Here is a 14,519-nt window from a genome sequence, read left to right as displayed (position 1 = left end):
CGATACCTGATGCAGGGCGACCCGATAAAATTAATGGGTGGGTCGTGTTCATTTGTGCAGCGGGTCGCCCCTACGGTGTTTGTCCACAAATGACCAATGACAAATGACCAATGACAATCCCCGTCGTTAACTGTAATTTCATCCACCGAATTAACGTGATAAAGAGACTTTTTCCGGCTTCGGAGCTTTGACCTTAGCTGGTAAGTAAAAGCTAAACGTTGAACCAACACCCACCTCACTTTTCACCGTAATATTACCGCCCATCATCTCACAGAAACGTTGGCAAATCGCCAATCCTAAACCCGTACCTCCGTACTTTTTCGTGGTAGAATCATCGGCTTGGACAAACGGCTGAAATATCTTTGCCGTCTGTTCTGGACTCATACCAATGCCAGTATCGGAGACCGAAAAAATAACCCAATCCGAGGTTTGGTCATCATTCCCAGCATCAGGAATTGAAGCACTATCGAGGGTTGCCGATGAAACAATAGGGGATTCTCCATTCGCCAGCAGCACTTTAATGTCCCCTTTCGAGCTACCATTTTCCTCACCTTGACTTTCACGAGTAACACTCAGGACAATCGTGCCCTTCTCCGTGAATTTGGCGGAGTTGCTAATTAGGTTTAATAGCAACTGCTTAACCTTAGTTCGGTCAGCATGCATTGTGCCAAGGGACGCCGCGCCATGAACCTCTAGAGTATTCGTCTTTTTCTTAATCAGGGTTTGCACCGTCTTCTGAACTTCAACGATTAAAGTAGAGATATCAAAGCTTTCCAGATAGAGGCTCATCTTCCCGGCTTCAATTTTAGAAATGTCCAGAATATCGGTAATCAGATTCAAAAGATGGAGTCCAGAGTCGTAAATCTGCTGGAGATCCGGGACAAAATCGGTATACCCTAAATCCTCGGCATCCTCCCGGAGTAACTCACTTAAGCCGAGGATACCATTCAAAGGCGTTCTTAACTCATGACTCATACTAGCAAGAAAGGCACTCTTCGCCCGATTAGCCGCTTCTGCTTCTTCTTTTGCCTGTTGCAATTCAATTTGGACTAATTTCGCATCTGTAATATCCCGAACGATCGCTAAAACTTCTTGTTCACCACTGACCACCAACCGTGCTTCAAAATTCCGCCGCTGTTCCTCCACAAACAACTCATACTCAAAAATTTGGATATCTTGAGTCTTTAACGTTCGCTCGACATACTCTAAACATAATGTAGCCACCTCTTGGGGTAAAACCTCAGAGACAGGTTGACCGACCCAGGTTTCTGATGATTGTAGGTAAGACTCTCCTTTTGGGGCTTTAAAATCCAGAAAGATCCCATCTTGGCTAAACCGAAACATTAAGTCGGGAATCGCATTCAGCAAGGCACGATTTTTGGCTTCACTTTGCCGCAAATCTTCAGTCTGGTGTTCCAAACTCTCGATCAGATGTCGCAGTTGGTCGGTCATGCTGTTAAAGGCACCGGCTAAAACCGCCAGTTCGTTATTGGTGTCAATCGCAATCTTCTGACTCAGATCCCCTTTCGCCAGACGCTGGGTGGCGGCGGTCATCTGCTTTAAGGGTTCGGTAATCGAACGGCTCAGGAGTAGTGCCACCAGCGTACCCACCATCGCCGCCGCTAATCCCATGGCAATCCCTTCATTCCGCACCGCCGCCATCTTTGCCTTCAGCGGGGCTGTCGAAAGCCCGACACTGAGGGCGCCGAGGCGCTGACGTCCCAAAACGACGGCTTTACCCGCAAGGAGTTGGTCAGACTGCCATTTAAACACTGTTTCGTTACTTTCGACCAGTTCTTTGCCTAAGGGATCAGGAGTGACCCCATATGATAAAACATTGCGGCTATAGGCATCCGCTAGCACCCGTCCATCTTTGTCATAAATCTGACCTGCCACTAATACCTGATCCTTGCCCAACTCTTCCATGAGTTCCTTCATAAAGGAGACATCGAGAAAGTAGAGCGAATCTTGGGTGGCGACGACTAAGGTATCCAGCAATAGGTCAGCCTGATGTTCGAGTTCATCGCGAAAGGTTTCTTGCTGACGGCGTAGGGATAGCATGGTGACGCTAGCGACAGCCACAATCACTAACGTGGTCATCGCCAACGTTATTTTGGTGGCTAGTGAACCTTTTTTTGGGTTGAATCTAGCCATACCACTGATCTTCCTCCCCTTATTCCGATAACTGTTATTTCCTGGCTAGTACATCTGGGCAAATTGTCGTTCAGGACAGCATCTACCCCTTATTTGTTGTCTATCTGTTCATACAACTGGCGCATCTTATCCAAACTGGTTTCAACCGGGAACTGGTCAAACTTGACGGTTTCCTCAAAGGTGGTGAGTACCTCCTTCCCTTCAGCTGTCTGATCCATTTCCATTAACACTGTCTTAATCTGTTGTACCAACTCTGGGTCCATACCCGGTCGAATGACAACCAGATGGCGAGCAATTTTCTGGGTTTCCGCTAGAACTTTGAGGGCTTCCCGGCTTTCTTCAGGGATTTCTTCCAGGAATGAGTAATCCGCCGCGCCTGCTGCGACTTCGCCACTGAGTACCCATTGAATCGTATTTTCATCATCCCCACTGTAAACGTACCCTACTTCATCGGCGGCGACGGCTTCGTTTTTTGAACCCTTTTCGTTCATCTTCGAACCAGCATCCAGCAAGGTATTCAGGGGTAAAAAATAGCCGGAGGTGGAGACAGGTTCCTCAAAGGCAATCATTTTACCTTTGAGATCGGCTAAGGAGTCGATCTCACTCTCTGCCAAGGTAAAGATCACGCCATAGTATTCAGCTTGTCCTTTCTTCCAACGGCGCAGGATGGGTGCGGCTCCCGATTTATCACTGACAATCATAGCCGGGTAGGGACTGTCAACGTAGATATCGACTTCGCCTTCTTTGAGTAAGCTTGCCATCGTATCTAAGTCGGGGGCAACTTGTACTTCACCGACGCCAATGCCAAATTTTTCTAAGCGGGCGGCTAGGTAATCCGCCATGGGCTGGAAATTCTCTAGCTTGGCAGCGGCATTTTTGTTAACGTCGGCAAGGACAAGGGTTCCAGTAGCGGTGGATTGAGGGGTTGGCGTCGATGTTGGCGTTTGTGATAAGCTGTTCTCTTCGGTAGAACCACAACTTACGAGGGTGGTGAACAAGCCCAGCAGGACAACCTCTTTCAAAAATTTTGGCAACATTTGTTTAAACTCTCAATAATCACAAATTGTCGTTGATAACCGTGCAGTTGTTTCGCCTCAGCTTTTTTTGTCTGTTTAGACTCGAAAGGCGTCTCCAGTTTCCAGGTATGGGGATACCTCTTTGCCTTTAAGATTATTTTGTCGGTTTGCTGGATACATATCAAATTTTGACAGATTTGTTCATAAAGTTTCTGTGAAGTTTTTCCGGGTTTTTGTTAAAGAGTTGATGAACCTGTCCCAGAACTCTTCTTTATTGGTGCAAGACCATGCTAAATAAGAAGTGCATAACTAGGTAGTTTGACTCGACTTTTCAAGTTAACTTTTGTAAACAAATTGCTCTGTAGCGCTGGGTGGGAATTGTGCATGGGTCGTTCTGTTCCTGGCAAACAAACGGTGTTCATTTAGCTTGAATATATTAAGAAAGGTAAGAATATCAGCCATTCTTACCCAAATCAGCGGCAATGTTGCTTTACAAAATGTAACTTCTTGGGGTTAATTATCGCTATCGACCATATCCGAATCCGAATCAGGAGGTTCATCACCCATGTCTAGGCGTCAAAATTCACTCATTCATCGAATGCCGAGTATAGTTCAGTCAACCCTACAGTCAGCCGTTTTACTCGGTATGGTGGCGACACCAGCCGCCGCGATTAATCTCAATCTGACACCCATCGGTTCCTTCTCGACAGGTATTTTTGCCGAAAGCACCGCTGAACAAACGGCGTATGATCCGATCACTCAACGGTTGTTCGTAACCAGTTCCGGTCAAAATCAGATTGATATCCTTGATATTAGCAATCCGACGAGTCCGTCGTTGTTCAAACCCATTGACGTTTCTGAATTTGGGTCACCCAACAGCGTCAGCTATAACAACGGTCGATTTGCTGTCTCTGTCACCAATCCGATGCCGCAAAATTCGGGTTTGGTGTTGTTCTTCGACTCAGAGGGAAATTCCATCCATGACCCGGTTTCCGTGGGTTCAGTCCCGGACTCACTCACCTTCACCCCAGATGGCACCAAGATTATCGTGGCGAATGAAGGGGAGTTGAGTGATGATTACTCAGAAGATCCCCAGGGTTCGGTCAGTATTATTGATTTGGCAACGTTTAATGTCACAACAGCTAACTTCGATGGTGTTTCTATACCAGACAATGTTCGCCTGTTTGGACCCAACGCTGATAACCCCTCTCAAAACCTGGAACCCGAATTTGTAACTGTGTCCCAGGATTCCACAAAAGCCTATGTCACTTTGCAAGAGAACAATGCGATCGCGGTAGTGGATATCGCTAGTGGTCAGGTAGAAAAAGTGATTGGGCTAGGTTTCAAAGATTATAGCCTGCCACCGAATGCCTTAGACGCCAGCAACGAAGACGGCGCGATCAATATCGCGAATTACGACAACCTGTTCGGGATGTACCAACCTGATGGAATTACCTCCTATACCGTGGATGGCACAACCTATCTGGTGAGCGCTAACGAAGGTGACAGCCGGGACTTTGACTTTTTTAGTGAAGAGGTAAGAGTAGGCGACTTACTGCTTGACCCCGTGGCTTTCCCCAATGCAGAGGAACTGCAAAAGGATGAAAATCTAGGTCGTTTAAAAGTGACTAATACTCTAGGGGATACAGACGGCGATGGGGACTTTGACGAACTGTATACCTTTGGTGGACGTTCGTTCTCGATTTTTGATACAGACGGCGAACTCATCTTTGACAGTGGTGATGCATTTGAACAGATTACAGCCGAGTTTCTCCCAGAGTTGTTCAACTCCGACGACGAACTCAACCTATTTGACGATCGCAGTGATGATAAGGGACCTGAACCTCAAGCGGTGACGATTGCGGAACTCTTTGGTCGCACTATTGCCTTTATTGGTTTGGAACGCATTGGTGGCATTATCAGTTATGACATTACTGATCCGTTTAACCCCTTCTTCCTGGATTATGTCAACAACCGTGACTTCTCTGTTGATTTTAACTTGAATGAAGAGGGAGATCCTGATCCGACAGATGAACAGTTAGCTGCTGTCGGTGATTTAGGGTTGGAAGGGTTGCTGTTTATTGGCGCTAACGAGAGTCCTAATGGTAATCCCTTGGTGGTTACCGCCAATGAAACCAGTGGAACCTTGAGTGTCTTTGCAGTTGAAAGTGTACCGGAACCCAGTTCTGTCTTGGGTTTGTTAATGTTTAGTTCCCTAGGCTGGCTTGGATTAAAACGCAAGCGCCCCCACTAATACCGAGTTGCGCTCAAACATAGTAGATAGGAAAAGCAGGGGGAGCAAGGGAAGCAAGCAGGGGAAGCAGGGGAAGCAGGGGAAGCAGGGGAAGCAGGGGAAGCAGGGGAAGCAGGGGGAGCAGGAGGAGGAAAAGTTATATCTTTGAATGTAGAGACGTAGCATGCTACGTCTCTACATCTTCGGATAATCATAAATACTGATTTAGACAGAGTTAATTTATTTAATTAGATAGAAGCGAGGAGTTAGAGGGAATTGATAGGCTGAACCTAATAGAGACATAGACACATAGACACAATAAACATTACATTAAGGAGAGAATTCTATGAATATTATTGCTTGGCTCGTATTAGGTCTAATTGCAGGCGCGATCGCTAAACTGATTTATCCCGGACACCAAGGGGGCGGAATCTTTGCCACCATTGGCTTAGGGATTCTCGGTGCTTTAGTCGGAGGGTTTCTGGGTAAACTCTTGTTAGGCTCGTCCGGAGCCGCCGCCGCCGCGTCAGGCGCTCTGAGTATTGGCAGTATTATCTTTGCCGTTCTCGGTGCCTTGCTGTTGATCTTTATCTGGGGTTTAGTCACTCAGAAATCCGCCTAATCAAAAAATAAGATAGAAGGCAAAAGGCAGAAGGCAGAAGACTGTAAGGTTAATATCTGCTTTTTGCCTATTTTATAGGGGTAGGAGTAAAAGCATTGGTGACAACTTAAGGTAGAAAACCAATGCTGGCAAGGTTTTAAGCTGTGTCTATCTACTTCTCGACATTTTCCCCCTCATCCCCTAACCCCAACTCCGGTCCGTGGGGAGAAAAGGGATCGGATTCTCTTACTCCCCTCTCCCCTGCCATAAAAGCGAAGCATCCTTAGTCATCCCTCCTCGCAGGGGGGAACGAGGGGGGTTGGGAGAGGGAACGAGGGGGGTTGGGAGAGGGGCTTCTGGTGAGGGGTTGAGCTTAAGTTGACACGGATGGGGTAAAAGACGCACCGCACTAATAAATAAACTGATGTGCATGGAAATTATGCAGTTGTTACCGCTCAACCCTGACAAATGACAAATGACGAATAACAAATAACCATTAACGTTACTTGTCCCCACCAACTGACTTATTTTGCCAAATCTGCCAAGCTGCGCCAACCGAAGCACCAACGCCTGCTAATAAACCTATTCCCATTCCTTCGACAGTTTTAACCATGGGATCTTGCAACAAGCAATCATCGGTCGGTGTCGCGATTCCTAAACACTGATTCAGTTCAGCTTGAGCAGCAGTTCCTCCCACAACAAGTCCCACCGCACTACAACTCACGATAAATAGGCAAAGGCGAATGATTTTTCTATCCATCGATAGAGATATTCGTAGATAATTTGCCCTATCCTAACCTACCCAAGGGATTATTGGAAGCCTTTGGCGGCTTTCTTTTTCCGCTTACCTTTAGACTTGGATTTGTGAACCTCAGCGACAGCCGACTCAAACAGATTGTGCAAATGCAGGGGAACGCTAGCAATTTCTGGGAGTTCCGGTTCTAGGGGTTTATGAAACTCTTGGTGAAGTGTGGGTTCTAAATCCTGCTGGAGATTAAAATCTCGACGATCTAACACTGTTTGTAATACCGTCTCCAGTTGAGTGGGATATTCCTCGGCTAGCTGTTGCCAGATAAACAAGTTAATCTGAGGATCATTTAAGTATTTGTGGACTCGTTGTTCAGCATTGGGATAAGTTTGCCAGTCGTCGGATGCTAGCATGTCCTGAAACTTAGAGTAACTGGGAAGAAACATCTGACCCCAACGGGGATGAGAAAAAACAGTCACCTGTTCAGCGTTGCGGATATCGTCCGGTAAATCCACCTTAGGCGTCACCATGGGAGAGTTAGTGGAGTTATCCAACATATTGCTAACGGCTGTGGCGTCTGCACCCGCTTCCACCGCTGCTGATTTGATTTCCTCCTCATCCGTACCTGAATCTTGGATCATCTCTGTCAGGGATTTCGACGGATCAATCCCAGCCGCCGCTAGACGTTCTTGGGTCATTTTATCCCGCAGTTGAGCCAATTTTTGATTGAGTTGGTATCCAGGGAGGGTAATGCGATCGCGTCCAAAAAAGTCTACAAATGACTGATGATAAGTCGCTACAGAGTCCCAAGCCTGTTCTAACAGTTCCGGCGCATCACGGTAAAGGGCATTTTTGTAGTTGTTCTTGAATTCCCCAATGGCTACGGCTAGCTTGGGCTGACTCAAGCGCCCTTTGGCAAGAATGGGACTTAAAATCATCCAGTAGGTATCGGTGACAGGGGCGAGGCGAGTGAGTAAGATTTCCCCAACCTTAAACCTCTGCATCTGTTCTATGGTAGTGGGATGAGTCGGTTTGACGGTGTAATGCTTATCGGTGAGCCAATTTTTCAGTTCAAAGCCATCGGGGAGGATATGGGTAAGTTCAAACAAGCCAATAAAGCTATCTCGCCAGCGGTTTAACAACGTGCGATCGCTGGCTGTTAAATTGGGATGGTGTTCTAGGAACAGATCCAACGGTGTCTGATTGTCTACTTCACCCTCAGTTAAGAAGGTATCAATAACCAAGTTGCGCTGGTTGATATCGTAGGATTCTCGCATCAACTGATCAGCCGCATAGCTTTCTAAGGCGACGGCTAACTCTCCGTCGGCTTCGAGTACGAAGTTCGTTAGGGCTTGTTTCAGATCTTTGGCTTGCTCTAGAATTGCATCCACAGAGGTTTGCTCACCGCTCAACTCTACTAGGCTACAGCAATCAAGACGTGAATGCCTCTGTTATTGGGAATAAAATCAATTTAATATTGATCCAGATCCAATATTTCGATTAAAAGATCGTTAATAATGACTCATTCTACTGACATTGCCACATTAGCCCGTTGGATGGCGGCTGACTTTACTAACCAACAACAAGCCTTTGACAATCCGCCCTTTTACGCCCATATCCGGGTATTTATGCGTCCCCTCCCCACGTCACTCTTAGATGGCGTCAGTTTCTTTGTAGAACAAGCGTATGACTATCTTCTCAACGTCCCTTACCGCTTACGGGTGTTGAAATTAATGGTTGTTGGGGATCATATTGAAATTGAAAATTACACCGTTAAAGAGCCAGAAAAATTTTACGGCGCATCTCGTGATCTTAACCGCCTGCAAACCCTAACCACCGATCAGCTAGATAAACTTCCTGGTTGTAATATGATTGTCGAATGGACAGGCAAAAGCTTTCAGGGACACGTTGAACCGGGCAAAGCCTGTAAGGTTTTCCGCAAAGGAAAAGAAACTTATTTGGACAGCACGTTTGAAATTAACGAAAATCAGTTTATCAGTTTAGATAGGGGACGCGATCCCGTAACCGATGAACATATTTGGGGTTCCATTGCTGGTCCCTTTTACTTTGTCCGTCGGGCTAGTTTTGCCGATGAAGTGAAAGTTTGAGCAACTGGTTAAATCTGACCTTGAATATCGCTGATTTAAAACCTGATAAATAGCTGTAGGGGCATGGCATTGTCGTGCCCTTATAGATATCAGGTTGAACTGTATCATTTAATTTCTAAAATTAGCCGATCGCCAATCCCTCGACTACGATAGAGAGTAAGGTCAAATCCGCGATCGCACCAGCCGATCTCAGTTTTTCCACCGTTTGATGATCCACGCATCAAGAACCCAAAAATCACCTTTCCGGAGGATGCTATGACTACCGCTATTTCTCTTGTCATCACTACCTACAACCGAGAACGTTACCTCGGTGCAGCGATTGACAGCATACTGGCACAAACCGGGGGAGATTTTGAGTTAATTGTGTGGGATGACGGGTCAACAGATGGATCGGTTGCGATAGCCCAAGACTATGCTAAACGTGATCCACGAGTCCGGGTTATCGCGGCTGAACATCAAGGACGAGGTATTTCCCTGAAACGTGCGATCGCCCAAACCACAGGTTCCTATATTGGTTGGGTAGATAGTGATGACAGATTAGCACCCTCTGCATTGGCGGAAACAGCGGCAATTCTGGATACTCAGCCAGACGTAGGGATGGTTTACACCGACTACCAGGTAATCAATGAAAGTGGTAACGTGACAGGTTATGGCAGTCGGTGTCGTATTCCCTACTCTAAAGAAGGGATGCTACAAAAATTCATGACCTTTCACTTCCGGTTAATCCGTCGTTCTGTTTATAACCAAGTGGGAGGAATTGATGAGTTATTTTACTATGTTGAAGATTACGATTTATCCTTACGACTTTCTGAACTAACAGAAGTATACCACATTAAAAAACCGCTCTATTATTATCGCAATCATTCAGCAAGTATATGTTATCAGCACTCCATTGAGCAACGTCTGCAAGCCAGTAAAGCTGTTGCTTGGGCGATCGCACGCCGCAGTTCAATCAACCGATCCGATTCATCTGTAAAGCCTCCCTGTACCCGTCCAATTCGTAAAGTGTTGAAACAGATCCTATCATTCGCGGCACTTCCCCTCATCGCCGCTATCAATGGTATGCCAGCACAGGCACAAATTACACCAGCAGCAGATGGTACAGAAACTCAGGTTACACCAATAGGTGATCAGATCAATATCACAGGCGGTACATTATCCGGAGATGGAACCAATCTTTTCCACAATTTTAGTCAATTTGGACTAGACAGCGAACAAATTGCCAACTTTATTTCTCAACCCTCGATCCAAAACATACTAGGGCGAGTCAATGGCGGATATCCTTCAATCATTAATGGTTTAATTCAAGTCACAGGCGGTAACTCCAATTTATTTTTAATGAATCCTTCGGGTATCGTATTTGGGGCTAACGCTAGTCTGAATGTTCCGGCTGATTTTACGGCAACAACGGCTACAGGAATTGGTTTCGATGGGGGTTGGTTTAACGCTGTCGGTTCAAATAATTATATCAACCTTGTCGGTAATCCCAATGCCTTTGAGTTTGCCACTTCACAGCCTGGAAGTATCGTTAATGCAGGCAATTTAGTTGTATCCGAAGGGCAGACACTCTCCCTAGTTGGGGGAAATGTGATCAATACAGGGACAATGGAAGCGACTGGTGGCACAATTACCATTGCGGCAGTTCCTGGAACCAGCCGTTTGCGTCTGACGCAAACAGGACAAGTGTTAAGTTTGGAAGTATCCACAAATAACCCTAACTCTATCACACCATTACTGTTGCCAGAATTACTCACCGGGAGTAATGAGGAAACGGGTTTAACGGTTAATGAAGATAACACGGTACAAACTACCGCAGGTACGGTAATTCCTCAGCAACTAGGAACCGCAATTGTATCGGGAATAGTGGATGCTTCCGCTGACTCAGTTGGTGGAAATGTAGATATTTTCGGAACGGTTATCGGTTTAGTCGATCAAGCCCAAATTAATGTTTCGGGTGACACAGGTGGGGGTGAAATCCGAGTTGGGGGCGAGTATAAAGGACAAGGTACAGTTCCAACTGCTGACACCACGGTAGTTGGTAATCAAGTAACTATTAATGCTGATGCTAACTTTAATGGGAATGGTGGACGTGTTATTGTTTGGTCAGATGATTTTACCCGCTTTTCTGGGACAATCACAGCGCGAGGAGGGACAGAAAGTGGGAATGGTGGTTTTGTAGAGACATCCGGGGAAAACGTGTTGGAATCTATTGGTGGAACAGTAAATACTAGTGCCGCTAATGGTTTACCTGGGAGTTGGTTACTTGATCCTTGGAATGTCACCATTACAGATGATGCTCCTACTGGTACTTTTACGGGTGGAATTTTTACGCCTTCTGCTGAATCTCAAATCAATGTCAATGATATCGTAAATGCTCTCAATGGCGGCACTGATGTCACGATTACGACAGCAGGAGAGGAAGGAAATGAAGGAAATCAGGAAGGCACTATTACAGTAGACGCTGCCCTTGATATCTCTTTGAATGCTGTGGATACAACGTTAAGGTTAGAAGCTGATAATGATATTATCGTAAATGCTCCCATCAGTAATACCAGTGATATTTATGTCCTAAACTTGTTCTTACAAGCTGAGAATAACATTGATGTTAATGCTGACATTAGCACAGCAGGCGGTAGCATTGAGTTTACAAGTAATAGTGGGGCTATTGATACCACTGGAATAACTCTCGACTCTAGCTCAACTTTTACAGATGGAGGGGCGATAAATTTGTCTGCCCCTGGAGGGATTACGACAGGAGAAATTAATTCGAGTTCAACATGGGCGGGTTTTGTCTCTGCCACAGGTGGATCTGTTATCTTGACCTCGGACGGCGATATTATTACTGGTGCGATTAATTCATTTTTTGAAGGGAATAACGAGTATGGTTCTGAAGGAGGGGCAGTCAACTTAGAAGCAGGAGGAAGGATTGAAACGGGCGAAATTAATACATTTTCCACTAATCAAGAAGCGTTCAGCATAGGAGATGACAATTCCCAAGGGGGTGCTGTAAACTTAGTTGCTGCTGGCACGATCGCCACTGATGGAATTAATACCTCAGGTAGCAGTGACGGTGAACTGAATAGTATAGGTAGCTCAGTAACTATTGAAGCCGGAAGCGATATCGCTGTTACAGGCATAATTAATACTTCAGCTTCGTCTTTTAGTGAATCTTTTGGGACTTCTGGTTCTGCTAGTGGGGGATTAGTGAGCTTAACTTCTGAAGCTGGTTCTATCAATACCAATGCCATTAATTCTTCTGCATTGTCTTCGGCTTTTGATGAAGAGAGTGGTGTTGCTGGTGTGGCAACGGGAGGTGAAGTTAACGTAAATGCTGCGGAGGGGATTCAAGCCGGAGCTATTGAGACAACGGCATCTTCTTTTGCTTCAGAGGAAACCGGAACAGCAACAGGTAATTCAGTAACCTTAGTGGGAAGTAACATCATATTTGAGAGTATCGACACTTCAGCCACTTCTAATTTAGCTGATGGAATCGGGGGTAATGTTAGCATCACTGCCAATGGAATTCCCAACGGTTTAGTCAGGGGTGTGGGAACACTTGAAACGGGCTTCACGATTTCGACTCAAGGAAATACTGATTCGGGTACAGTAGACATTACTCATAATGGTGGAATTGATAATGACTTATTTACGGTAGGAGATGCAAGTATAAATGGAACAGCAGGTGGAATTAATGCAGGCGAAAACAGTACGATTTTGCCTGTTCAACAGTTTCCCTCTCCAGGTACTCTGATTCCAGATAACGATATCTCCTCCCAAGGTAATATAACGATTACCTTTGTCAACGAATCCCCAAGTTTAACCGCCAATGCTGAATTGCCGACGACAGAAACCAACGAATCGATTACATTTACATTGTCGGATTTAGATATAGAAGTGGCAGATGAAAATGGTGATAATACCACGATCCAAATTAGCGAAATCACTGCCGGAACGCTAACGCTAGAAGATGGGACACCAGTGACTTCGGAAACAGAACTCTCCGTCAATGATGTGTTGGTATATACTCCGCCAACGGATGAGATAGGGGATATTTCAGCCTTTACTATTGTAGGGAGCGATCGCGTGTCCTTCTCTGAACCACAACAGGTTAGTATTAACGTTGATGAACCACCAACGCCGATACCACCAACACCGATACCACCAACACCGATACCACCAATCGAAATTTCGCCAACTGCTCTAATACAAAATGAAGTAGAAGAGAAAATCGAATCGTTCTCGGTTGTCCAACCCATCGCATCCAATCGCTTAAGCACTCCCATCAAAAGCGAAACAGAAGCGCGTCAAATTCTCAGTGAAATTGAACAGGCAACTGGGGAAAAACCCGCACTCATTTATGTCAGCTTTGCGCCAACTGAAATCTCAAAAAACACCAACTATACCGGATTAGAAACAAATAATACCGAAGCGTTTGATAACTACTTCAATCGCTCCGGACCCCATGTTACAATTACTCCCCAAGATAGTGATCAATTAGAACTGTTGATCATCTCTGCCGATGAACCCCCAATTCGGCGACGCATCGCTGGAGTAACCCGTGGGAAAGTGCTAGAAGTCGCTCAGGAATTTCGCCGCAACATCACCAACGTCAGGATTCCCCGTGACTATATCACGCCAGGACAACAACTTTATCAATGGCTTGTTGCTCCCCTAGAAGAAAACTTACAAGCCCAAGAGATTGATAATCTTGCCTTTGTCATGGATGCAGGATTGCGTTCTTTACCTGTCGCGGCGCTGCATGATGGTAAAGGATTTCTGGTTGAACGCTACAGCGTTGGCTTAATGCCTAGTCTATCGCTCACCGATACTCGCTATGTGGATATTCGGAATGTTGGTGTATTGGCGATGGGCGCTGATACCTTCCAGGATTTGAACCCCTTACCTGCTGTACCCTTAGAATTATCCGCGATCGCAGGTCCTCTGTGGCAAGGTAAAGCATTTCTTAACGAAGCCTTTACCTTAGAAAATCTCAAGCAAATCCGTTCATCTCAACCCTTTGGTATTATCCACTTAGCCACTCACGGCGAGTTTCAATCGGGGAAGGCGTCTAACTCCTATATCCAGTTATGGAACCAGAAACTCAGATTAGATCAATTGCGACAATTGGGATTAAACAATCCTCCCACAGAACTGTTAGTCCTAAGCGCTTGTCGCACCGCCTTAGGCGATAGAGAAGCCGAATTAGGCTTTGCTGGATTAGCCATACAAGCCGGAGTAAAGTCCGCCTTAGGGAGTCTCTGGTATGTTAGCGATGCAGGGACGCTAGGATTCATGACCAGCTTTTATGACCATTTGCAACAAGCGCCGATTAAAGCCGAAGCCCTGCGACAAGCTCAACTGGCGATGCTCAACGGTGAAGTCCGATTAGAGGAAAAACAGCTAATCGCTGGAGATGTACAGATTCCCTTAAACCCCGAGCTTGCCAAATTGGGAGACCAAGACTTTACCCATCCCTACTACTGGAGTGCATTAACCCTGGTGGGTAGTCCTTGGTAGTAGTAGTGTGGCACACCTAAGCAAGATCAATTAACCATTAGCCCGGAAACCGTAGGGGCGCACGTCTGTGCGCCCGATTTAACCCTAAAATCTATTTCCCAATTTTTTACAGTTGGCTGACTGACCGGATAAATGCTAAGAC

General features: G+C 45.9%; 8 protein-coding genes. 4 read left to right on the top strand and 4 right to left on the bottom strand.

The features are described from left to right. Nucleotides 1–150: 150 nt before the first annotated feature. Both RIB93_RS16045 and RIB93_RS16040 read right to left on the bottom strand, forming a co-directional pair. Complete coding sequence (locus RIB93_RS16045) at nt 151–2,154, bottom strand: ATP-binding protein (protein WP_446373736.1); 2,004 nt, start codon at nt 2,152–2,154, stop codon at nt 151–153. Between the two features lie 89 nt (nt 2,155–2,243). Then, nucleotides 2,244–3,191 carry a phosphate/phosphite/phosphonate ABC transporter substrate-binding protein gene (locus tag RIB93_RS16040; RefSeq protein ID WP_446373735.1) on the bottom strand — a complete coding sequence of 316 codons (948 nt, stop codon included), beginning with the start codon at nt 3,189–3,191 and terminating at the stop codon, nt 2,244–2,246. 544 nt (nt 3,192–3,735) lie between these two features. Between RIB93_RS16040 and RIB93_RS16035 the strand changes: the two genes are divergently transcribed. Continuing rightward, the gene (locus tag RIB93_RS16035) at nt 3,736–5,424 is read left to right on the top strand and encodes a choice-of-anchor I family protein (RefSeq protein WP_446373734.1); all 1,689 of its coding nucleotides are present in this window, start codon (nt 3,736–3,738) and stop codon (nt 5,422–5,424) included. Nucleotides 5,425–5,749: 325 nt separating this feature from the next. Beyond that, a complete protein-coding gene (locus RIB93_RS16030) occupies nt 5,750–6,025 on the top strand; it encodes a GlsB/YeaQ/YmgE family stress response membrane protein (protein WP_446373733.1) in 276 nt (91 codons plus the stop codon). A gap of 481 nt (nt 6,026–6,506) precedes the next feature. Here the strand turns inward: RIB93_RS16030 and RIB93_RS16025 are convergent, their stop codons facing one another. Both RIB93_RS16025 and RIB93_RS16020 read right to left on the bottom strand, forming a co-directional pair. Then, nucleotides 6,507–6,764 carry a hypothetical protein gene (locus RIB93_RS16025; RefSeq protein ID WP_446373732.1) on the bottom strand — a complete coding sequence of 86 codons (258 nt, stop codon included), beginning with the start codon at nt 6,762–6,764 and terminating at the stop codon, nt 6,507–6,509. A gap of 50 nt (nt 6,765–6,814) precedes the next feature. Continuing rightward, nucleotides 6,815–8,143, bottom strand: coding sequence for a hypothetical protein (locus RIB93_RS16020; protein ID WP_446373731.1), 1,329 nt, complete (start codon nt 8,141–8,143; stop codon nt 6,815–6,817). A gap of 126 nt (nt 8,144–8,269) precedes the next feature. On the opposite strand from RIB93_RS16020, the gene RIB93_RS16015 reads away from it, so the two are divergent. Further along, nucleotides 8,270–8,860, top strand: a complete 591-nt coding sequence (locus RIB93_RS16015) for a CpcT/CpeT family chromophore lyase (protein ID WP_446373730.1) — start codon at nt 8,270–8,272, stop codon at nt 8,858–8,860. Nucleotides 8,861–9,115: 255 nt separating this feature from the next. Beyond that, a complete protein-coding gene (locus RIB93_RS16010) occupies nt 9,116–14,377 on the top strand; it encodes a CHAT domain-containing protein (RefSeq protein WP_446373729.1) in 5,262 nt (1,753 codons plus the stop codon). Nucleotides 14,378–14,519: the final 142 nt, after the last annotated feature.

It is taken from the genome of Coleofasciculus sp. D1-CHI-01 (genome assembly GCF_040218875.1).
Taxonomy (GTDB): domain Bacteria; phylum Cyanobacteriota; class Cyanobacteriia; order Cyanobacteriales; family Coleofasciculaceae; genus Coleofasciculus.
The sequence above is the reverse complement of the archived record's forward strand: the minus strand, read 5'-3'. Positions and strand labels throughout refer to the sequence as shown.

Coding starts and splice junctions, on each gene's coding strand:
- RIB93_RS16010 (WP_446373729.1), top strand. CDS start 9,116: ATGACTACCGCTATTTCTCTTGTCATCACTACCTACAACCGAGAACGT.
- RIB93_RS16015 (WP_446373730.1), top strand. CDS start 8,270: ATGACTCATTCTACTGACATTGCCACATTAGCCCGTTGGATGGCGGCT.
- RIB93_RS16045 (WP_446373736.1), bottom strand. CDS start 2,154: ATGGCTAGATTCAACCCAAAAAAAGGTTCACTAGCCACCAAAATAACG.
- RIB93_RS16035 (WP_446373734.1), top strand. CDS start 3,736: ATGTCTAGGCGTCAAAATTCACTCATTCATCGAATGCCGAGTATAGTT.
- RIB93_RS16025 (WP_446373732.1), bottom strand. CDS start 6,764: ATGGATAGAAAAATCATTCGCCTTTGCCTATTTATCGTGAGTTGTAGT.
- RIB93_RS16030 (WP_446373733.1), top strand. CDS start 5,750: ATGAATATTATTGCTTGGCTCGTATTAGGTCTAATTGCAGGCGCGATC.
- RIB93_RS16040 (WP_446373735.1), bottom strand. CDS start 3,191: ATGTTGCCAAAATTTTTGAAAGAGGTTGTCCTGCTGGGCTTGTTCACC.